23 protein-coding genes are annotated in these 20,448 nt (G+C 74.0%); 13 read left to right on the forward strand and 10 right to left on the reverse strand.

What is annotated here, in order from left to right:
• Positions 1-14 precede the first annotated feature (14 nt).
• Positions 15-1,004: an ArsR/SmtB family transcription factor gene (locus IEY71_RS13155; protein ID WP_189085766.1), complete on the forward strand. Its 990-nt coding sequence runs from the start codon at positions 15-17 to the stop codon at positions 1,002-1,004.
• A 21-nt stretch (positions 1,005-1,025) separates the two neighbouring features.
• Here the strand turns inward: IEY71_RS13155 and IEY71_RS13160 are convergent, their stop codons facing one another.
• The gene (locus tag IEY71_RS13160; protein WP_189085767.1) at positions 1,026-1,934 is read right to left on the reverse strand and encodes a LysR family transcriptional regulator; all 909 of its coding nucleotides are present in this window, start codon (positions 1,932-1,934) and stop codon (positions 1,026-1,028) included.
• Positions 1,935-2,017: 83 nt separating this feature from the next.
• Here IEY71_RS13160 and IEY71_RS13165 point away from each other — a divergent pair, with 83 nt between their 5' ends.
• Complete coding sequence (locus IEY71_RS13165) at positions 2,018-3,559, forward strand: aminotransferase class I/II-fold pyridoxal phosphate-dependent enzyme (protein WP_189085768.1); 1,542 nt, start codon at positions 2,018-2,020, stop codon at positions 3,557-3,559.
• Here the strand turns inward: IEY71_RS13165 and IEY71_RS13170 are convergent.
• Together IEY71_RS13170 and IEY71_RS13175 are read right to left on the reverse strand one after the other, a co-directional pair.
• A complete protein-coding gene (locus IEY71_RS13170) occupies positions 3,552-4,127 on the reverse strand; it encodes a GNAT family N-acetyltransferase (protein WP_189085769.1) in 576 nt (191 codons plus the stop codon). The two genes, IEY71_RS13165 and IEY71_RS13170, sit on opposite strands and share 8 nt — an antisense overlap.
• Positions 4,128-4,173: 46 nt before the next feature.
• Positions 4,174-4,740, reverse strand: coding sequence for a TetR/AcrR family transcriptional regulator (locus IEY71_RS13175; protein ID WP_189085770.1), 567 nt, complete (start codon positions 4,738-4,740; stop codon positions 4,174-4,176).
• A gap of 129 nt (positions 4,741-4,869) precedes the next feature.
• Between IEY71_RS13175 and IEY71_RS13180 the strand changes: the two genes are divergently transcribed.
• Positions 4,870-5,883 (forward strand): SDR family NAD(P)-dependent oxidoreductase, encoded by a 1,014-nt coding sequence (locus tag IEY71_RS13180; RefSeq protein ID WP_189085771.1) that lies wholly within the window; start codon positions 4,870-4,872, stop codon positions 5,881-5,883.
• Positions 5,884-5,952: 69 nt separating this feature from the next.
• Here the strand turns inward: IEY71_RS13180 and IEY71_RS13185 are convergent, their stop codons facing one another.
• Entirely contained in the window at positions 5,953-6,828 is an 876-nt protein-coding gene (locus IEY71_RS13185) for an oxygenase MpaB family protein (protein WP_189085772.1), read from the reverse strand.
• A gap of 78 nt (positions 6,829-6,906) precedes the next feature.
• Here IEY71_RS13185 and IEY71_RS13190 point away from each other — a divergent pair, with 78 nt between their 5' ends.
• The 8 genes from IEY71_RS13190 (at position 6,907) to IEY71_RS13225 (ending at position 14,700) form a co-directional block, all read left to right on the forward strand.
• Positions 6,907-7,560 carry a TetR/AcrR family transcriptional regulator gene (locus IEY71_RS13190; RefSeq protein WP_189085773.1) on the forward strand — a complete coding sequence of 218 codons (654 nt, stop codon included), beginning with the start codon at positions 6,907-6,909 and terminating at the stop codon, positions 7,558-7,560.
• 28 nt (positions 7,561-7,588) lie between these two features.
• Positions 7,589-8,665, forward strand: coding sequence for an alpha/beta hydrolase (locus IEY71_RS13195; RefSeq protein WP_229781733.1), 1,077 nt, complete (start codon positions 7,589-7,591; stop codon positions 8,663-8,665).
• A gap of 228 nt (positions 8,666-8,893) precedes the next feature.
• Complete coding sequence (locus tag IEY71_RS13200; protein WP_189085774.1) at positions 8,894-9,382, forward strand: FBP domain-containing protein; 489 nt, start codon at positions 8,894-8,896, stop codon at positions 9,380-9,382.
• A gap of 47 nt (positions 9,383-9,429) precedes the next feature.
• On the forward strand, positions 9,430-9,909 hold the full coding sequence (locus IEY71_RS13205; RefSeq protein ID WP_229781734.1) for a GNAT family N-acetyltransferase: 480 nt from the start codon (positions 9,430-9,432) through the stop codon (positions 9,907-9,909).
• 83 nt (positions 9,910-9,992) lie between these two features.
• A complete protein-coding gene (locus IEY71_RS13210; RefSeq protein WP_189085775.1) occupies positions 9,993-10,571 on the forward strand; it encodes a TetR/AcrR family transcriptional regulator in 579 nt (192 codons plus the stop codon).
• Between the two features lie 90 nt (positions 10,572-10,661).
• Entirely contained in the window at positions 10,662-12,020 is a 1,359-nt protein-coding gene (locus IEY71_RS13215; RefSeq protein ID WP_189085776.1) for a cytosine permease, read from the forward strand.
• Positions 12,017-13,144 carry an S-methyl thiohydantoin desulfurase family protein gene (locus IEY71_RS13220; protein ID WP_189085777.1) on the forward strand — a complete coding sequence of 376 codons (1,128 nt, stop codon included), beginning with the start codon at positions 12,017-12,019 and terminating at the stop codon, positions 13,142-13,144. Before IEY71_RS13215 ends, IEY71_RS13220 begins: the two co-directional genes overlap by 4 nt.
• A complete protein-coding gene (locus IEY71_RS13225; protein ID WP_189085778.1) occupies positions 13,144-14,700 on the forward strand; it encodes a hydantoinase/oxoprolinase N-terminal domain-containing protein in 1,557 nt (518 codons plus the stop codon). Before IEY71_RS13220 ends, IEY71_RS13225 begins: the two co-directional genes overlap by 1 nt.
• Positions 14,701-14,713: 13 nt before the next feature.
• Here the strand turns inward: IEY71_RS13225 and IEY71_RS13230 are convergent, their stop codons facing one another.
• Positions 14,714-15,103 (reverse strand): RidA family protein, encoded by a 390-nt coding sequence (locus IEY71_RS13230; protein WP_189085779.1) that lies wholly within the window; start codon positions 15,101-15,103, stop codon positions 14,714-14,716.
• Positions 15,104-15,220: 117 nt separating this feature from the next.
• Here IEY71_RS13230 and IEY71_RS13235 point away from each other — a divergent pair, with 117 nt between their 5' ends.
• Positions 15,221-15,640, forward strand: coding sequence for a pyridoxamine 5'-phosphate oxidase family protein (locus tag IEY71_RS13235; RefSeq protein ID WP_189085780.1), 420 nt, complete (start codon positions 15,221-15,223; stop codon positions 15,638-15,640).
• Between the two features lie 158 nt (positions 15,641-15,798).
• Here the strand turns inward: IEY71_RS13235 and IEY71_RS13240 are convergent, their stop codons facing one another.
• The 4 genes from IEY71_RS13240 to IEY71_RS13255 form a co-directional block, all read right to left on the reverse strand.
• Positions 15,799-16,440, reverse strand: a complete 642-nt coding sequence (locus IEY71_RS13240) for a GntR family transcriptional regulator (protein WP_189085781.1) — start codon at positions 16,438-16,440, stop codon at positions 15,799-15,801.
• A gap of 53 nt (positions 16,441-16,493) precedes the next feature.
• The gene (locus IEY71_RS13245; RefSeq protein ID WP_189085782.1) at positions 16,494-17,345 is read right to left on the reverse strand and encodes a cytochrome c biogenesis CcdA family protein; all 852 of its coding nucleotides are present in this window, start codon (positions 17,343-17,345) and stop codon (positions 16,494-16,496) included.
• 4 nt (positions 17,346-17,349) lie between these two features.
• Positions 17,350-18,216 (reverse strand): DsbA family protein, encoded by an 867-nt coding sequence (locus IEY71_RS13250; protein ID WP_189085783.1) that lies wholly within the window; start codon positions 18,214-18,216, stop codon positions 17,350-17,352.
• Between the two features lie 76 nt (positions 18,217-18,292).
• Positions 18,293-18,742, reverse strand: a complete 450-nt coding sequence (locus IEY71_RS13255; RefSeq protein WP_189085784.1) for a DUF6389 family protein — start codon at positions 18,740-18,742, stop codon at positions 18,293-18,295.
• A 153-nt stretch (positions 18,743-18,895) separates the two neighbouring features.
• Here IEY71_RS13255 and IEY71_RS13260 point away from each other — a divergent pair, with 153 nt between their 5' ends.
• Positions 18,896-19,903 (forward strand): hypothetical protein, encoded by a 1,008-nt coding sequence (locus IEY71_RS13260; protein WP_189085785.1) that lies wholly within the window; start codon positions 18,896-18,898, stop codon positions 19,901-19,903.
• A 57-nt stretch (positions 19,904-19,960) separates the two neighbouring features.
• Here the strand turns inward: IEY71_RS13260 and IEY71_RS13265 are convergent, their stop codons facing one another.
• Positions 19,961-20,428, reverse strand: coding sequence for a VOC family protein (locus IEY71_RS13265; protein ID WP_189085786.1), 468 nt, complete (start codon positions 20,426-20,428; stop codon positions 19,961-19,963).
• Between the last annotated feature and the right edge of the window lie 20 nt (positions 20,429-20,448).

The raw sequence follows: 20,448 nt of genomic DNA on the forward strand, positions 1-20,448 counted from the left end.
GGTAGTCTTTCGATGTGGATCGAAACTTCGTGGATTTCCGGCTGGCCCCCGGAGACGTCTCCGCGATCCGCTTCGGCGTCTCGCCCGGCCACGAACTCGCGCACGCGGTGCGCGTGCTGCAGCGCCCGGCGGAGCATCCGCTGCAGTGGGGCTGGCTGCGGGCGGTGCGCGAACGCCTGCCGCGCGAGCCGTTCGAACTCCTCGCCGTGCTCATCGGCGTCGACGGCTACCTGCCCGACTTCCTCACCTCCGATCCCGCCTGGGACCTCGAGCCGGCCGACGAGGCCGAGGCCATCCGCCGCGCGCCCATCGAGCCCATGCTCGTCGACCTCGAGAAGATGGTGCTGCGGTCCGAAGGGGCCAGGCAGGCCGCGCTGCGGCGGATGATCGCCGCGCCCGAGCGGGCGCGCGCGATGGTCGCGGACGCCTGGGACGCGGTGTGGGATGCCGCGCTCGCCCCCGTCTGGCCGCAGCTCGAGCGGATCCTGCGCGCCGACATCGCCGTGCGCTCGCGCCGCGTCGCGACCGCGGGACTCGCCAGCATGATCGACGAGCTGCACCCCTCGGTGCGCTGGAGCGAGGGCTCGGTGCGGGTGCAGCTGCGCCTGCACCGTGAGGCGCTCGACTGCCGGGGGAGCGGGCTCGTGCTCGTGCCCTCGGTGATGAGCTCCCTCGGCTGCATGGTGCTCACCGAACCGCCCGCCCAGCCGACCGTGTTCTACCCGGCGCAGGGGGTCACCGAGCGCTGGGCGCGCGACCCCGCGTCCATCGAGGCCGCGCTCGGCGCACTGCTCGGCCCCGCCCGCGCCGGCATCCTGCTCTCGGCGCACAGCGCCCGAAGCACCTCGCAGGTCGCCGCCGACGCCGGGCTCGCCGTCTCGACCGCCTCGCACCACCTCACGGTGCTCCGCGACGCCGGGCTCGTCGCGAGCCGCCGCGACGGCACGAGCGTGCTGCACCTGCGCACGCCGCTCGGCGAGGCCATGATCGGCGCGGTGCTCTAGGTCCGCTCGGGCGCTCGGGCGCTAGGCGGGCTCGCGCTCGCCCGCCGCGCCCGCGCCGAGCGCCGCCGACAGGGCCTCGCGCAGCCCCGGCTCCATCGTCGCCGCGGTGACGAGCGAGACCTCGCGCGAGAGCCGGAGCCCCGCCGGCGGGGCGAGCACGAGGTCGTCGCGCCACACCGGCAGCGCGAGCTCGGGCACGAGGGCGACCCCGAGCCCGGCCGCGACGTACTCGACGACCACCCGGTAGTCGTCGCTGCGCGGGCCGATCACGGGCTCGAAGCCCGCCCGTCGCGCCGCGGCGCGGAACGCCGCGTCGACCGGGTCGTCGTCCTTCGTGCCGATGATCCACGGGGTGCCGGCGAGCGCCCGCAGCGGCACCGGCCCGCCCTCGCTCAGCGGATGCCCCGCCGGCAGCACGAGCGAGAAGCGCTCCGTGAACAGCCGGGTGCGGGTGAGGCCCGGCGTCGGGTGCGGCGCCTCGCCGGGGGTGTCGTAGACGACGGCCGCGTCGAGCGCCATCCGTCCGAGCGCGGCCTCGATGCCGTCGAGCTCGGCCTCGAAGGCCTCCACGCGCCATCCCTGTCCGTCGAGCGCCCGCACAAGCTGGGGGAGCAGCCGGGCCGCGGCCGTCGGGAACACCCCGAAGCGCACCGTGCGCCGCCCCGCCTCGAGCGCGTCCTGCACCTCGGTGAGCGCCCGGTCGGCGCGCTCCGTGATCGCGACCGCGTGCGGCAGCCAGGCTCGGCCGGCCTCGGTCAGCCGGGTGCCCGCCGAATCGCTCGCGATCACCGGCGCCCCCGTGACCCGGCCGAGCGCGGCGAGATGGTGCGAGACGGTCGGCTGGCTCCAGTCGAGCGCCCGTGCCGCCTGGGCGAGCGAGCCGTGCTCCTCGACCGCGCGCAGGGCGCGCAGCTGACGCAGGTCGAGCATCGTCGCTCACCTCCATACTCAGTATCGAGATCTGCAGCCTACCCGCTATTCCGTATCGAAGCCCCCGGGAGGAGGATCGAGGCATGACCGCCCCCTACGCCGACGCCCTCGCCCAGTACGCCGCCCGCGACGACCGGGTGCGACTGTACGTGCCCGGGCACGGCGCCGACGCCGAGGCGGCGCCCGCGCTCGCCGAGTACTTCGGGGCCGAGCTGCTGCGCCACGACGTGACGCCGCTGCTCTCCGGGCTCGACAAGGGGCCGGGCAACGCGCTCGACGAGGCGCAGCGGCTCGCGGCCCGGGCCTGGGGCGCGAAGCGCACCTGGTTCCTCACGAACGGCGCCTCGCAGGCGAACCGCATGGCGGCCATCGCGCTCGGCTCCTTCCGGGCGGCGGAAGCTCCGGTGCTCGCCCAGCGCAGCGCGCACTCCTCGTTCATCGACGGCATCATCCTCGCCGGCCTCGTGCCCGCCTTCGTCTCGCCCACGATCGACCCCGTGCTCGGCATCAACCACGGCGTCTCGCCCGCCGCCCTCCGCGAGGCGATCGAGCACGGCGAGGCCAAGCCCAAGGCCGTCTACCTCATCACGCCGAGCTACTTCGGCGCCGTCGCCGACGTCGCGGCGCTCGCCGAGGCCGCCCACGCGGTCGGCGCGCCGCTCATCGTCGACGCCGCCTGGGGCGCCCACTTCGGCTTCCACCCGGCGCTGCCGGAGAACCCGCTCGCGCTCGGCGCCGACCTCGTCGTCTCGAGCACGCACAAGCTCGCCGGCAGCCTCACCCAGTCGGCCATGCTGCACCTCGGAGACGGGCCGTTCGCCGCGGAGCTCGAGCCGCTGCTCGAGCGCGCGTTCGCGCTCACCCAGTCGACGAGCACGAGTGCGCTGCTGCTCGCCTCGCTCGACCTCGCCCGCGACAGCATCGAGCACGGCGAAGCCCGCATCGCCCGGTCGATCGAGGCGGCGGACCGGCTGCGCGAGGCGGTCCGGGCGCACGGCCGCTTCGGCATCGTGAGCGACGGCTTCGACCGCTTCGAGGACATCGTCGCGGTCGACCCGCTGCGGGTCTCGATCGACGTCGGCGCCGCCGGGCTGAACGGGCACGCGGTGCGCGAGCGGCTCGAGCACGAGGGCGTCTCCTTCGAGATCTCGACCGACTCGGCCGTCGTCGCCGTGCTCGGCGCGGGTGCCGTGCCCGACGTCGATCGCGTCGTCGAGGCATTGCACGCGATCCCGGCCGTCGAGCCCGCCGCCGGCGAGGCCCTCGTCGCCGGCGCCGGCGCGCTCGCGCTGCCCGCACCCGGGCCGCTCGTGATGCGCCCCCGCGACGCCTTCCTCGCGCCGGGCGAGGCCGTGCCGATCGAGCAGGCCGTCGGCCGGGTGTCGACCGACTCGCTCGCGGCGTACCCGCCCGGCATCCCGAACGTGCTGCCCGGCGAGCGCATCACCGCCGAGGTGGTCGCGTTCCTGCGCCGCATCGCGGCCATGCCCGGTGGGCACGTCCGCGGCGCGGCCGACCCGGCGCTCTCGGTGCTGCGCGTCGTGCGCGCCGATCACGGGCAGCCCGGCGCGGCGGCCGATGCCGACGCGGCGCTCGGCGCCGCTCGGGAGCTCGCGCTCAGCTGAGGTCGAGCCGCATGATGACGCGCGGATGCCCCGACAGCACCGACTGCGTGTCGGCGGCCTTCTCGAAGCCCGCCGCCTCGAACACCGCGCGGGTGCCGACGTAGGCCATCGTCAGGTCGACCTTCTCGCCCCGGTTGTCGACCGGGTAGCCCTCGATCGCGGGCGCGCCGCGCTCGCGCGCGAACTCGACGGCCCCGGTGAGCAGGTGGTGCACGAGGCCCTGTTTGCGATGGCCGGGACGCACCCGGAAGCACCACACCGACCACACGTCGAGCTCGTCGACGTGCGGGATGCGCCGGTTCTTCGCGAAGCTCGTGTCGGCGCGCGGGTGCACGGCGGCCCAGCCGACCGGCTCGTCGCCGTCGTAGGCGAGCACGCCGGGCGGCGGATCTTCGGCGCAGAGCTCGCGCACCCGGGCGGAGCGGGCCGGCTCCTTCAGCGACACGTTCTCTTTCGAGGACAGCAGGCGGTAGCTCAGGCAGAAGCACACGTTCGACGTCGGCTTCTTCGGCCCGATGACGGCGGCGACGTCGTCGAAGACGTCGGCCGGGCGGACTTCGATCCCCATGCGTAGAGTCTGGCACCCGCCGCCGACACCGCGACGGCGCACCGCGCTACGGCAGCTCGCGGGTGTCGCCGGGGCCGAGCACCATCCGCCAGAGCCATTCGGCGGCGACGTCGACGTCGGGCAGCGGGTCGAGTTCGAGCCAGGCGGTGATGACGCCCACGATCGAGCCGGCGAGGCCGGCCGCGGCGACCTCGATGGGCATCTCGTCGAAGGCGTGCGAGCGGGTGCGCGCGACGCCCTCGCGCACGAGGGCGGCGACGCGGCCGCGGAGCCGGGCCACGACGAGCGCGGAGCCGCGCGGACCGAGCGCACGCCGGTAGAGCTCGGCGTGGTCGGCGAAGTGGCTGAGGAAGTGCGCCATGCCCTCCGGCGGCCGGCCGGTCGGCACGAGCTCGAGCTCGGGGGCGTTCGCACCGGCGGCGTCGGCTGCGGCGTCGAGGGCATCGGCGAGGAGCTCGTCGCGGTCGCCGTAGTGCTGGTAGAAGCTGCTGCGGTTGACGCCGGCGCGCTCGGCGATGAGGCTGATGCTCAGTTCGTCGTACGGCCGCTCGTGGGCGAGGTCGAGCAGCGCGCCCTGCAGCGCCCGCCTGGTCCGTTCGACTCGTGCATCCACCGTGCGATTCTGCCAGCTCGACGGCGCGAGAGCTGGGAGAGTTCCGACATTCGTCGGTTTTCCAACAAGTGTCGGGTACCCTGAAGAGGACGCGAGATCACGCGCCTGGGACCGAAGAAGGAGACCCCGATGTCGCACCACCCCCTCACCGCGAACAGCTCGATCGAGCAGTGGCTCGAGCACCCGGAGGGCGGCCCCCTCGTGCGCGGTCTGCTCGCCGCGAGCGGCGCCTCGGAGGAGACGCTCGCCCCGATCAAGGGGCTCCCGCTGCAGCAGCTCGTCGCCCTCAGCCAGGGCCAGCTGCCGCAGTCCGTGATCGACGACCTCGTGCTGAAGGCGAACGGCGGCGTCATGCCCGAAGACGACGCCGAGGCATCCGGCTGGCAGGAGCGCGTGACGCCCGGCCGCTTCGACGGCCGCACCATCGTCGTGACCGGCGCGGCCTCCGGCATCGGCCGCGCCACCGCCTCGCGCATCGTGCGCGAGGGCGGCCGGGTCGTCGCCGTCGACATCTCCGCCGAGCGGCTCGAGGAGTTCGCGGCCTCCGCGCCCGAGGGGCGGGTCGTCGCGGTCGCCGCCGACGTCACGAAGCAGGACGACATCGACCGCGTCGTCGCCGCGGCGGGCGGCCGCATCGACGGCCTCGCCAACGTCGCCGGCGTGAACGACGACTTCTCGCCGCTCGCCGAGACGAGCGACGCGATCTGGGACCGCGTCATCGGCATCAACCTCACCGGCGTCTTCAAGCTCACCCGCGCGGTGCTGCCCGGCATGGTGGAGGCCGGTCGCGGCTCGGTCGTGAACGTCGCGAGCGAGGCCGGCATCCGCGGCAACGCCTCGGGCAACGCGTACACCGTGTCGAAGCACGGCGTCGTGGGCCTGACTCGCAGCGCCGCCTTCATGTACGGGCCGCAGGGCATCCGGGTGAACGCCGTCGCCCCGGGCGGCGTCGCGACCGGCATCCCCTTCCCGCCGCACGTCTCGGAGGCCGGGCAGGCCCGACTCACGCCGTTCCAGCAGCAGATCCCGACGATCGCGACCGCCGAGCAGCTGGCCGCGTCGATCACCTTCCTGCTGAGCGACGACGGCGTGAACATCAACGGCGCCGTGCTGCCGAGCGACGGCGGCTGGTCGGTGCAGTAGCCCGGCCATCCGTCCGCTCCCGCGACGCGCCGGAGCCGCTTCCCCCGCGGCTCCGGCGCGTCACGCGTCTCAGGCCGGGCGGCGCAGCTTCCGGTACGGGTGCGTGTCGACCCGCGTGGTGAGCTCGGCGATCGTCCGCTCGTAGCCCGCGTTGCGCCGTGCGGCGCGGACGAGGCCGCGTGTGGTCCCGGCCGCCGCGCGCAGGTTCATCGGCCGGCCCTCGATGCCGTAGAGCAGGCGCGCCCAGTCCGGCAGGAGGGAGAGGATGCCGTCCTGGATCACGACGCCGGTCCACACCTTCACCGGGTTGCCGCCGAGCGACGGCCGGCGCAGGCTCCGGCTGAGCTCGGCCGCCGGGAGCGTGAGCGCCAGCCGCTCGCGCTGCGCCGAGACGTAGTCGTCGAGCTCCGCGCGGGTCGCCGGGAGCGCGTGCTCGATGCCGACGAGCCGGGCGGCGACGTGCTGCTCGCGCACGAACTCGTCCTGCTCGGCGCGGCTGAGTTCCGGGCCGAACGCCTCGGCCGCGCGCAGGACGCCCCAGACGACCGTGCTGTGCGTCCACTCGATCCATTCGGGGGTGTCGGCGCGGAGCGTGCGGCCGGTCGCCGGATCGGTCCAGCTCGCGTGCGCGTGCATCCGCCGCACGGAGGCGCCGGCCGCGTCGGCGTGCGCGCGGTCGCCGAAGACGGTCGTGTCGATGTAGCGCGCGGTCCGCTCGGCGCGGCCCTGGGCGTCCCGGGACAGGTTCGTGGTGTGCTCGAACAGGCGCATCATCTCGGGGTTGAGGGCCTGGAGCAGGATGGCGGCGATGCCGCCGAGCTTCGAGGCGGGATCGGCGAACAGGCGCCAGCTGACGCTGGCCGGGCCGAAGTAGCCGTCATCGGCGCGGGTGCTCATGGCGCCCTCGTGTCGGTTCGTCGTGGTCGTGTCCGTGGCGGTGCTCATCCGTACTCCCGAAATCTTGGACAAAGTGCAAGTTTGTACTCAGTCCAAGACTGGGGGCAAGTCACGCATAATGGGGACATGGACGATTCGCGCAGCTCCGGGGGCCTGCGCGAGCGCAAGCGGCGCGCGACCGAGAACGCGATCGAGGAGGCCGCCGTCGGCCTGGCGCTGCGCGACGGGATCGCGGCGGCGACGGTCGAGGCGATCTGCCGGGAGGCCGGGGTCTCGCGAAGCACCTTCTTCAACTACTTCCCGAGCAAGGAGCAGGCGATCTTCGGGCGCGCCGCCGAGTTCGCGCCCGACGCCACGAGCGAGGCGATCCTCGACGCGCACGCCGGCGAACTCGCCGTCGGGGTCTTCTACGTGGGACTCCACGCGCTCGGCAGCCAGCGGGTCAACACCGAGGTGGCGCGCGCACGAGTGGCCCTCGTCGCCGCCGACCCCGCTCTCGCGCACCACCACGCCGCGGCCGTCGCGAAGCTGGAGGCCGGACTCGTCGCCCTCCTCGCCGACTGGCTGGCCCGGCATCCCGACGCGCGGCGACTGCCGGGCGATCCGCTCGTGGAGGCGACGCTCACCGTCGCGGCCGCCACCGGAGCGGGGCGGCTGATGATGGCCGAGTTCCTCGCCGGCGCGGGCGACATCGCGATCGACGAGGAGCGGTTCCGGGCGGCGCTCGCCGCGATGGCGCTCGTCGCCGGCGCCGGCGCGCCCGGCGCGTCGCACGGGTGAACGCGGCCCGCCTGCCAGCATGTGAGGCGTGACCAGTCGACCGCGCACAGACCCTGCCGCCGCCGTCCTCGACCGTCGCCCGCCGCTCTCGCGCCGCGCGCGGCGCTGGACCCTCGCCGCGCTCATCGCCGCCTTCGCGATCGTCGCGGTCACCGGCATCACCTCGGCGACGCCCTGGCCCGCGGCGATGCTCATCCGCTCGGTCTTCGAGCAGGGCGGCGCGGCGACGGTGCAGGAGATGCTCGAGTACGGCCCCGAGCCCGCCGGCCCGGTCGACGCGCGGCTCGACCAGGCGACGGACGTCGCGGGCGGGCCCGGCACCGGCTTCGACGTGTTCACCCCGGCCGGGGCGACCGGCGCGCACCCCACGGTCGTCTGGATCCACGGCGGCGCGTGGATCTCGGGCTCGAAGGAGAACGTCGCCCCCTACCTGAGCCTCATCGCGAGTCACGGCTACACGGCGATCGGCGTCGACTACACCGTCGCACCCGAAGCCACCTACCCGACCGCGGTGAACCAGCTGAACGACACCCTCGGCTACCTCCTCGAGCACGCCGAGGAGTACGGCGTCGACCCCGACCACCTCGTGCTCGCGGGCGATTCGGCCGGCGCACAGCTCGCGAGCCAGCTCGCGGTGCTCACCACGAACGAGAAGTACGCGCACCTCCTCGGCATCGAGCCCGCGCTGCAGCCGCAGCAGCTCTCGGCGCTCGTGCTGAACTGCGGCGTCTACGACCTGCCCGCGATGGCGGAGCTGAACGGCATCGGGCAGTGGGGGCTCAAGGTCGCGCTGTGGGCGTACACGGGCACGAAGAACTGGTCGAGCGACTACGCGGGCAGCACGATGTCGACCATCGAGTTCGTCACGGAGGAGCTGCCGCCCACCTTCATCAGCGGCGGCAACGGCGACGCGCTCACCTGGATCGAGTCGATCCCGATGTCGACCGCCCTGCAGGACGCCGGCGTCGAGACGACCGAGCTGTTCTGGCCGGCCGACCACGAACCGAAGCTCCCGCACGAGTACCAGTTCCACTTCAAGCTGGACGAGGCGCAGGAGGCCTTCGTGCAGACCATCGACTTCCTCGACCGCTACGCCGACCGCTGAGCCGGCCGGGCCTCCCGCTCGCGCACCGGAGTACACTCGACTCCGTGCTTCGATCCGTCTGCATCCAGGAGGTCTCCGGCGCCCCACGCGCCGCGATCAGGTGACCCCGCCCCCGGTTCCTCCGCGCGCGAGCAGGAGGGGCCGCGGTCCGGCGCGCCCGCGCGCCGAGGTCAACGATTCCTCCGGTCGCCCGTCTCCGGGCGCCACGCAGACAAAGGTCACTTCACCATGCACTCCCTGAACGACGCGCAGATCCGCGCCTCCTTCGTCAACGCCAGCGTGCGCGAACGCGCCGCCCTCACCCTGCCGCCCGGCTTCGCCGAGCTCGACTGGGATCGCCTCGACTTCCTCGGCTGGCGCGATCCCAAGCTCCCGCTCGTCGCGTATGCGGTCGTCCCGGGCGAGCAGGGCCCCGTGGGCATCATGCTGCGGCGGGCCGAGGGGCGCCTGCGCTCCCGGCCGCAGTGCGCGTGGTGCGAGGACGTGCACCTGCCGAACGACGTGCTCTTCTACGTCGCGAAGCGCGGCGGCCAGGCCGGCCGGCGCGGCGACACCGTCGGCACGCTCGTCTGCGCCGACTTCCAGTGCTCGAAGAACGTCAGGAAGCGGCCGCCGGTCGCCTATCTCGGCTTCGATGTGGAGGCCGCGCGCGAGCGCCGCATCGAGGCGCTGCGCGAGAACGTCGCCGGCTTCGTCCGCGCGGTCACGGCGGACTGAGCGCCCGCGGGGTCGGTGGATGCCTCGGTGCGTGGCATCGTGGGAGCGTGACGCTCACCACCATCGAGGCATCCGGAACCCGCTACGCGCTGCGCCGCGCCGAGCGCGACGACGTCGAGGCGATCCTCGAGCTGCTCGCCGGCGACGTGCTGCGCCGGGAGGAGTCGCGCAGCGACGACGCCGCCGCGCTGCGCGCGTTCGAGGTCATCGACGCGGATGCCTCGCAGCTGCTCGTCGTCGTCGAGGGCCCCGGCGGCGCGATCGTGGGCACGATGCAGCTGAGCTTCATCCCGGGCCTGTCCCGCGGCGGGGCGACCCGGATGCAGATCGAGGCGGTTCGTGTCGACGAGGCGCTGCGCGGCGGCGGGATCGGCGCGGCGATGATCGAGTGGGCGATCGGCTGCGCCCGCGAGCGCGGCGCCCGGCTCGTGCAGCTCACGAGCGACGCGCGCCGCGAAGCGGCCCACCGCTTCTACGAGCGGCTGGGCTTCGAAGCGTCCCACGTGGGCTTCAAGCTCGCCCTCTGACGGCCGACGCACGGCGAAACCGCTCTTGCATGCCGCGGCATCGCGGACTAACCTCTGCCTAACTAATGATCGTTAGGCAGGCCATGACCAGAGCGCTGATCCTCTCCGAAGCCCGTGCGGTGTTCGGGCGACGAGGCTACGCCGAGGCGAGCCTGCGCGAGATCGCCGGGGCCGTCGGAATCAAGACGCCCTCCCTGTACGCGCACTTCCCCAGCAAGGAGGCGCTGTACGAGGCGGTCTACGCCGAGGTCGTCGTCGAGCACACCGCGTTCTTCGACGAGCTCGTGCAGCGAAGCGGCGCACTGCCGCCCCTGGAGCGGCTGCGCCACTTCCTCGGCGGTATCGAGTCGTACTACCGCGACCGACCCGACCTCGCCGAGTTCAGCCTGCGCGCCGCGCTCGCCGAATACGGCCCCGACGGGCAGGCGCTGCGGCAGATCTTCCTCGACACCGAGTCCGAGCTCGCCGCCGCCGTGCGGCGCGCGTACGACGACGGCGTCGCGGCGGGCAGCTTCGCCCCGGGCGACCCCGAGGGGTTCACGGCCCTCGTCTTCGTCATCATGGACGGCCTGTTCCTGCAGCTCACGCACTACGCGCCCGAGGTGTACCGCGAGCGATTCGAGCACGCCTGGCGGCAGCTCGCCGCCGTGCTGTCCGCCTGACCGTCATCCCACTCCCTCCCCCGAACTCCCGAGTTGCCCGACGTTCATGAACGTCGGGCAGGTCGGACTCTCGCTTCCGAAAGAACCCCCATGGACTCGACCGACTACGAGCACGGCACCGTGCCCGCCGACCAGCGCAAGAGCTGGATCTCCATCGCCGCCGTCTGGATCGCCATCGGCATCGACCTCTCCGGCGCCTTCCTCGGCATCGCCCTCGCCTCGGGCATGGCGTTCTGGCCCGCCATCCTCGCGACCGTGACCGGCTCCCTGCTGCTCGGCCTGCTCGCGATGGCGTGCGCCTACGTCGGCGCCGCGACCGGGCTGTCCACCGCGATGATCTCGCGCGCCGTGTTCGGCAAGATCGGCGGCGCCGTGCTCGCCCTGGCCCTCGCGATCAGCCTGCTCGGCTGGTTCGCGGTGCAGGCGGGCTTCTTCGGCTCGAACGCGCAGATCGCCTTCACCGAGCTCACCGGGTTCGAGATGCCCGTGCAGCTGTTCACCGCGATCGGCGGCGTGCTCATGGTGCTCACCGCCCTCTGGGGCTACCGCTCGATCTCGCGGCTCAGCACCCTCGCCGTGCCGCTGCTGCTCATCCTGCTCGTGGTCGGCGTCATCGTCGCCTTCGCGATGCACGGCGCGAGCGGCCTCGACGCCCCGGTCGAGGCGACGATCACCTTCGGCGGCGCGGTGTCGCTCGTCATGGGCATCTTCATCCTCGGCGTCGTGTCGGCGCCCGACATGGCGCGCTGGGCGAAGACGCCGAAGCAGGCGATGGCGGCCGGCTTCGTCGGCTTCTTCTTCGGCAACTCGATCATCATCGTCGTCGCGATCCTGCTCGCCCGGGTGATGAACCAGTCCGAGCTCATGACCATCTACTTCGCCCTCGGGCTCGGCGTCATCGCCGTGGTCGTGCTGATCCTCGCGCAGTGGACGACGAACACCACGAACATCTACTCGGCGGCGCTGAGCTTCGCCTCGATCAACGGGCGCCTGAACCGGCGAACGCTGACGATCATCGGCGGGGCGATCGGCATCGTCATCGCCGTCGCGGGCGCCGCGGACTTCTTCGTGCCGTTCATCCTCGCGATCGGCGTCGTCATCGCACCGTACGGCGGCGTCTACCTCGCCGCGTACCTCACCGGCCGCCGCAGCGCGCGGTGGAGCGCGGGCGCGACGGTGCCGACGGTCGACGGCTGGGCGATCGCGGCGTGGGCGGTCGGCATCCTCGTCGCGCTCGCGACGACGAACCCGGCCGACGGCCTCGGCTTCGGTTGGTTCAGCCTCACCACCATCTCGGCGCTCGACGGGCTCATCGTCGGCTTCGTGGTCTACCTCGCGCTGCTGCCGCTGCGCCGGCGCGAACTGCCGGAGCGCGTCGAGTCCGCTGCGAGCGCCGCTACCGGGGCCGCCGCCGGCGCCGGCCGCGACCCCGAGGAGGCCCGCGCATGAGCGAGCGGCTCATCACCGAGTCCGACATCGACGAGATCGCCCTCGGCGCGGCCGTGCTCGGCACGGGCGGCGGCGGCGACCCGCACGTCGGCTCGCTCATCGCGAAGCGGCTCATCCGCCTGCACGGCCCCGTGCGCCTCATCGACGTCGACGACCTCGAGGACCGCGACTTCGTCGTGCCGATCGGCGGCATCGGCGCGCCCTCGGTGAGCGTCGAGCGCATCCAGGCCGAGTCCGAGCTGCTCGCCGCGCTCGAGGCGATCGAGGGCGCGGTGCGCCGCGTGCCGACCGCGATCATGCCGATCGAGGTCGGCGGCGGCAACTCGATGCTGCCGATCGCAGCGGCCGCGCTGGCCGGGCTCCCCGTGGTCGACGGCGACGCGATGGGCCGGGCCTTCCCGGAGGCGCAGATGGTGACGTTCCACCTCGCCGGCTACGGCCCGGGCGCGACGGTGCTCGTCGACCACCACGGCAACGAGGTGGTCAGCCGGCCCGTCGACGGCGCGTGGTCCGAGCGGCTCGCCCGCGCCGCGACCGTCGAGATGGGCGGTGCGGCCACGATGATCGACTACGCGTACGGCGGCGAGGTGGTGCGCGAGTGCGCCATCCCGGCGACGCTCACCCAGGCGCAGCGGATCGGCCGCATCCTGCTGGGGCGGGATGCCTCGGGCGCCGAACTGCGCGACGACGAGAAGATCGACGCGCTCTGCGCGGAGCTCGACGCCGTGCGGCTGTTCGACGGCAAGGTCGCCGACCTGCAGCGGGAGGTCGTCGGCGGCTTCACCCGCGGCGCGGCCGAGCTCGACGGCGTCGGCGAGGACCGGGGCAGCGCCTTCCGCCTCGACTTCCAGAACGAGATGCTGCTCGCCCGCCGCGACGGCGAGCTCGCCGCGGTCACGCCCGACCTGATCGCCGTGCTCGACCTCGCGACCGGCCTGCCGATCACGACCGAGGCGCTGCGCTATGGCGCGCGGGTCACGGTGATCGCCATGCCCTGCCACGAGAAGTGGCGCACCGAGGCCGGCCTCGCGACCGCGGGTCCCGGCCACTTCGGCTACGACGTCGACTGGATCCCCGTCGAACAGCTCGCCCGGCAGCGGCGCGAGCGGAAGGAGGCGGCGTGATGACCGCAGCGCAGGGCTACCGCATCGGCATCGACGTCGGCGGCACGAACACCGACGCGGTCGTGCTCGACGGCCGGCTCGACGTCGTCGCCTCGGTGAAGCGGCCGACCACCGCCGACACCGGCGACGGCGTCGCCGCCGCGATCGACGCCGTGCTGGAGGCCGCCGGCATCGACCCGGCGCTCGTTACCCACGCCATGCTCGGCACGACGCACTGCACGAACGCCATCGTCGAGCGCCGCGGCCTCGGCCGGGTCGGCATCCTCCGCCTCGGCGCGCCGGCCACGACCGCCGTGCCGCCGCTCGAGGGCTGGCCCGAGGACCTGCGCCGGGCGATCGGCGAGCACGCCCACCTCGTCGCGGGCGGCTACGAGGTCGACGGGCGCCTGCTCGCCCCGCTCGACGAGGAGGCCGTGCGCGCCGCCTGCCGCAGCATGCGCGGGGAGGTCGACGCGGTCGCCGTCGTCGGCGTCTTCTCGCCGGTCGACGAGCGGCAGGAGGAGCGGGTCGCCGCGATCGTCGCAGAGGAGCTCGGCGTGCCGGTCTCGCGCTCGGCCCGCATCGGCTCGCTCGGACTGCTCGAGCGCGAGAACGCGACCGTGCTGAACGCGGCGCTGATGCGCACGCTCACGCAGATGGCGGATGGCTTCGTCGGGGCGCTGCGCGCCCGCGGCATCGAGGCGACGCCGTACTTCGGGCAGAACGACGGCACGCTCATGCAGCTCGAGTACGCGCTCGAGTTCCCGGTGCTCACGATCGGCTGCGGACCGACGAACTCGATCCGCGGCGCGGCGCACCTCTCCGGGGCGAGCGACGCCCTCGTCGTCGACATCGGCGGCACCACGACCGACATCGGCGTGCTCGTCGGGGGCTTCCCGCGGCAGTCGGCGCACGCGGTCGAGATCGGCGGTATCCGCACGAACTTCCGCATGCCCGACGTGCTGTCCGTCGGGCTCGGCGGCGGCACGATCGTGCGGCCGCAGGGCGACGGCGTCACGGTCGGACCCGACAGCGTCGGCTACCGCCTGCCGCAGGAGGGCCTCGCCTTCGGCGGCGGCACGCTCACCGCGACCGATGTGGCGCTTGCGGTCGGCGGCGCGACGATCGACGGCCTCACCCCTCCCGAGCTGGATGCCGCGACCGGGGCGGCCGCCTGGGCCGGCATCCGCGAACTGCTCGAGGACTCGATCGATCGCATGAAGCCGAACGCCGCCCCCGTGCCGGTCATCCTCGTGGGCGGGGGCAGCATCATCGCGCCCGACGAGCTCGACGGGGTCGCGGAGCTGATCCGCCCCGAGCACTTCGGCGCGGCCAACGCGGTGGGCGCCGCGCTCGGCGAGATCGCCGGGCAGGTCGAGAAGATCTACCGGCTCGAGGGCACCGACCGTCGCACCTCGCGGGAGGATGCCTCGCGCGAGGCCGCCGAGCGCGCCCGCCTCGCCGGCGCCGACCCGGCGACGATCGAGCTCGTCGCGGTGGAGGAGCTGCCGGTGGCGTACCTCGACGGGCAGGCCGTGCTCATCCGGGCGCGTGCGGTCGGGCGGCTCGCCGCCTGAGCGGCGCCGCGCCTCAGGCCGCGGGCACCGCGGCGATCGCGTCGATCTCGACGAGCGCGCCCGGCCGGGCCGGGGCGACGGTGAGCACGGTGACCGCGGTGCGGTGGTCGCCCCACACCTCGCGCGTCGCGGCGTAGGCGTCGGTCGGGTCGATGCCGGGCGCGAGGTGGATCGTGAGCTTCACCACGTGCTCGGCGTCGGTGCCGGCATCGGCGAGCACGGCGAGCACATTGCGCAGCGCCTGCTCGGTCTGGGCGCGCAGGCCCTTCAGCAGGGCGCCCTCGGCGTCGGTGCCGTTCTGGCCGCCGACGTAGAGCACGGGGCCGGCCGGGGCCAGCATGCCCTGCGCGAACGCCGGGCTGCGGAAGAGCTGGGGCGGATCGATCTGCGTGGGCTTCGTCATGGCTCGATTCTGCCGCGCCCCGCCGACATCGGCGGAGACTTCGGCGCCGAGGCATCCGGCCGTCGATGACGCGTCCCGGCTCTGGCCTCGCCGATCCGATCGGCCTAGCCTCGGAGCATGAGCGAAGAGGTCGACGAGCGGAACCCGACCAGGCATCTGAGCGACGAGGAGTGCTGGCAGCGGTTGCGCGACGCGCCGTACGGCCGCGTCGCGCTCGCGGTCGCCGGGGAGGTCGACATCTTCCCCGTGAACCACAAGGTCGACGGCAGCTCGATCGTGTTCCGCACCGCGCCGGGCACGAAGCTGCTCGAGCTCACGATCCGCGACCACGTCGCGTTCCAGGTCGACGGATTCACCGAGCGCGAGGCGTTCAGCGTGGTCGCGAAGGGCGCGGCGCGGGAGTTCGATCGGCAGGGCGAGGTCGCCGCGGCCGAACGCCTCGGTATCGAGCCCTGGGCGCCCGAGCAGAAGGACCGCTGGGTGCGCATCGACGTCACCGAGCTGCACGGGCGCTGGTTCGAGCGCCGCGCGCAGTAGCCGCGCCCCTTCCCCAATCCCGAGAGGGTCACTTTCCGACATCTGCTGCGCAAAAGCGCGGAGCGGATGTCGGAAACTGACCCCCTTCGAGCGAGGGGAGCGGGGGAGCGCAGGAGCGCGGGAGTGAGGGGAGCGCGGGAGCGGGTGAGCCGGCCGGGCTAGACCGGCCCGAGCTCCGGCCCGTGCGTGTCCATCAGGTGGCCGCGCAGCGCCGCGGCGAAGCCGGCCGGGTCGTCGGCGCGCAGCCGCTCGATCAGCGAGCGGTGCTCGGCGACCGTCTCCTCGACCCGCTCGAACAGGGTCTCCCGGTGGGCGCTGAGCAGCAGCCGCTGCCGGTCGGTCAGTCGGTCGGCGATCTCGGCGAGCACCGCGTTGCCCGCCGCCTCCACGAAGGAGCGGTGGAAGGCGATCGTGAGCGTCACGAAGCCGTCGAGGTCGCGCGCGAGGAGCGCCCGGCGCTGCGCGTCGAGCTGCGGTTCGAGGCGGTCGGCGAGCGCCCGGCGCACCTCGGCGGAGGCGCGCTGCACGCCCATGGCCTCGAGGATCAACCGGGCGTCGGCGAGTTCGGCGATCTCGCGGTCGCTGAGCGCCCGGACGAGGGCGCCGCGCTTCGGGTAGATCGTGATCCAGCCCTCGTCCTGCAGCCTCGTGAGTGCGGAGCGCACGGGCGTGCGGCTCATGCCGAGGGCCTGCGCGAGCTCGTTCTCGCTGAGCATCTCGCCGGGGCGGTGGGTGCCGTCGAGGATCGCCGCGCGGATGGCGGTGTGCGCGCGGAGCGCGGCGCTGTCGGGCGTGGGCACCCGCCCATCATCGCGCGCGTGCCGGGTCGCCGCATCCGCCCGCGCCGCGAGCGTCACGCGTCGATCCGCTCGTCGCCGCCGTCGGCGGCGCGCGGCGCCTCGGCTCGGCGCCGGTTGCGCCGGTGCAGCAGCCAGGCGCCGAGGAGCACCAAGATCGCGACGCCCGCGACCGCGAGGTCGGGGACGGCGGACGTGAGACGGAGCGCGGATGCCTCGAGCTCGAACTGCGCGGTCGCGCCGAGCACCCCGCCGAGGGCCGCGGTGCCGTCGGTGACGAGCAGCAGCACGCCGATGCCGATGCCGAGGAGGCCCGCGACGATCTGCGTCCAGGTGTTCGTCCACCGGCCGATGCGCACAGTGCGGGGGCGCACGAGCCGGCGCACCCACGCGGAGCGCGACCAGGCGAAGGCGAGCACGAACAGCGGCACCGTCATGCCGAAGGCGAACACCGCGAGTGCGACGCCGCCCTGCAGCGGGCTGCCGCCGAGCGCCGTGAGGGCGAGCACCGAGCCGAGCACGGGCCCCGCGCACACCCCGGCGAGCCCGTAGACGGTGCCGAGCAGGTACACCGAGGCGATCGAGCCGACCTCGCCCGGCTGCTCGCGGGTGAAGGCGGGCAGCGGGATGCCGAGCAGCTGCACGAGGCCGAGCACGATCACGGCGACCGCGGCGATCGTCACGAGCAGCACCCGGTTGGCGCTCACGAACGCGCCGACGGTGCCGGCGAGCACCCCGATCGGCACGAGCGTCGTGATCAGCCCGAGGTAGAAGACCCCGGTGCGGGCCATCAGACGTCCCGGCGTGGTGAAGGCGTAGGCGAAGAACGCCGGCAGCAGCATCACCGAGCAGGGGCTCAGCAGCGTCAGGATGCCGCCGACGAGCGCGCCCGCGAGGCCGAGTTCCACGGGCTCAGCCCGCCCGGCCGGCCCCGGGGGCGTCGACGCCGGCCTCGGCGAGCCGTGCGTCCAGGAACTCGCGGAACGCGTCGACGGGCTGCGCGCCGGCCATCGCCTGCGTGCCGACGACGAAGAAGGGCACGCTCGAGACGCCGAGCGCCTGCGCCTCGGCGGTGCTCTTCGTCACCGCGTCGCGCAGCTCGGGCCGGTCGAGGTCGGCCTCGAAGCGGGCGAGGTCCGGGACGCCGGCCGTCTTCGCGAAGCCGAGGAGCTTCTCGCGGGGCATGTCGGGGTGCCCGGACTCGGGCGCCGCGGCGTAGAGGGCGGCGAGGTACTCGGGGAAGCGACCCTGCTCGCCGGCGGCGCGGGCGGCGACGGCGGCGTCGACGGACTCGTCGCCGAAGAAGGCGACGTCGCGGAACTCGTAGCGCACGAGCCCGGCGTCGACGTACTCGTCGAGGATGACGGGCATCGTGTCGTTCGTGAACACCGCGCAGAACGGGCAGCGGAAGTCGGCCCACTCGACGAGCACGATCGGCGCGTCGACCCGGCCGATGGCGAAGGGGTCGTCGGGGTCGCGCTTGGCGATGGCCGGGTTCTCGGGGTTCTCGTTCGCGGCGGGCGCCCCGGTGGCCGGCGCCTCGGTGCCCGCCGGGCCGCCGTTCGCCGTGGCGCCGCCCGTCGCACCGGGGAGCGCCTGCGCGAGCACGACGACCGCGAGGAACGCGGCGAGGGCGCCGAGCACGACGTTGAGGAGGCGGGAGCGGCGCAGCCGCCGTTCGAGCCCCGCCGCGTGGGCGGTGGCGTGGCCGGGGCCGGCGGCGGGTGCGGTCGGCTTGGCAGCGGGCTGGGCGGGCTTCTCGGGCGGCGTCTTGGACATCGCGCCCAGGATACAACTTGTATCCAAGCAGAGGATGAACGACGGCTGGGCGTGACGGCGACGGCCCGCCGCGCCCTCAGGCCTCGAGCTCGACCGGCGCGACCGTGCCCCAGCCGTCGATGCCCGCGATGTACCCGGGGATCGGGCTGCGGCCGCGGGCCGAGCGCGTCCAGAGCTCCTCGAGCCATCCGCTCGCCGCGTCGACGATGACGTCGCGCACCTCGAAGCCGGCCCGGCCGGGGGCGAACATTGGTACGGGCGGCGTCGGGCCCTGCGCGCCGTGCCGCACCTCGAAGAGGGTGCGGTCGGCCTCGATCGCGCGGTTCAGCACGTAGGCGTCCGGGCCCTCGAGCGTCGCGACGATCGAGAAGCCGCCCTCGCCGTCCTGATCGGGGAAGACGAGCAGCTGCAGCTCCTCGGCGGCCTCGGGCGCGGCCGCGACGATGCGTTTGAGCTTCGCGGCGGCGGCGTCGGCGACCCGGTCGAGTTGGGTGCGGAGGGCGGCGGCGTACGCGGAGGCATCCATCGGCCCAGGCTATCCGCCGCGTCCGCGGTTCCACGGACGCTCGTTCGACCGGCTACGTGGTGTCCTCATCCTCGAGGGTGATGCGCGGCGGCGTCCGTCACCGCGAATCTCGATGTCGCGCGCGCCAGGGGGCGCGCGTGAACGGAGGCGATCATGAACCACGACTCGGCACCCGGACCGCAGCCCGCTGCCGCGGGCGCGCAGACCACGGCCGGAGACTCGAGCGGCACGGGCGGCCGTCGGCGGCTCCTGCGCTGGCTCGTCCCGGCGGCGGTGCTCGCGCTGCTCGTCGGCGTCGGCGTGCCGGTGGGGGCGTGGGCGGCGGATCGCGCGGCCGCGGCCGAGGCCGCCTCGGCGGACGCCGCGCGGCTCGACGCTGCCGTCGCCGGCGCGACGGAGGCGTCCGCGCGCTTCGAGGCGACCGCCGGCCTCGCGATCGAGTTCTCCGAGACGACGGCCGTCGGCGTCCGCGACCTCGTCGCCGGACGCACGGGGGAGTTCTCGGCGGACGCGGCGGGCGCCCTGACGGGCTCCGTCGACGCGCTCACCGCGAGCCTGGCGGCGCCGGTGGCGCAGGATGCCGCGGCGGCGTCCTCGCTCGACTGGGCGCCCGCCGCCGGTGACGACGAGGTGCGCACGCACTACGAGCAGCTCGGCGGCGAGGAGCGGGAGGCCGCGCGGCGCGAACTCTCCGGCGAGGTGCAGCGGCTCGACGGGCTCGCCGAGGAGCTCGACACGGCCGAGGCCGAGGTCCGCGCGGCGGTCGACGCCGTGGACGCCGCCATCGTCGCCGCGGCCGGCGCCGGGGCGGCGGCCGGAGCCGCCACGATCGCGGCCTCCGGGTACGCGAGCGCCGAGGCGAAGGCCGCGCTGGAGCAGTCGGTCGCCGCGCTGCAGGCGGTCGCCGGAACCTCGCTGCCGCTCGACTGGACGGGACGCGCCGAGACCCCGCCGTTCGTGGAGCTCGGTGCCGCGGCGCAGGGGTACGTCGACGCCGCCGCAGCGGTGCGCGACTCGCACACCGCGAACACGCCGGCCCCTGAGCCCGAGCCGGAGGAGTCCTGGGACGGCGGCGACGGCGGCGACGACGGCTCGGGGAGCGAGTACCGCTGGTGCTACCTGCCCGACCCCTTCGGCTTCACCTACCAGGTGCCCTGCTGAGCGGTGAGTCCGCCGAGCCGCGCCGGGCGACCGACTCGGTCGCCCGGTGCGGAGCGCTCAGGCCTGCTCGAGCTCCGCGATCACGATCTTCTTCTGCGCCATCATGACCTGCACCTGAGCCGGCCGCTGCATGAGCTCGGACATGTTCGCGGGGATGATCTGCCAGCTCACGCCGAAGCGGTCCTTGCACCAGCCGCACTGCTCCGACTCGGGCACGTGCGAGAGCGCCGCCCAGTAGCGGTCGATCTCGGCCTGGTCGGCGCAGGAGACGACGAAGGAGACGGACTCGTTGAAGGTGAACAGCGGGCCGCCGTCGAGGCAGACGAAGTCGACGCCGTTCAGCGTGAAGCTGCCGTTGATGACCTTGCCCGCCATGCCCGCGAAGTGCTCGTCGAGGGACTCGTCGGGGTACGCCTCGATCGAGTTGATCCGCGAGTCCGGGAACACCCCCACGTAGTACTCCATCGCCTCGCGCGCCTGGTCGTTGAACCAGAGGCAGGGCTGGATCGCTGCGAGTGCGGCCATGACGGTCTCCCTTGATCGAG

Origin of the sequence: Agromyces mediolanus, from assembly GCF_014648575.1 — a bacterium.
GTDB classification, from domain to species: Bacteria; Actinomycetota; Actinomycetes; order Actinomycetales; family Microbacteriaceae; genus Agromyces; species Agromyces mediolanus.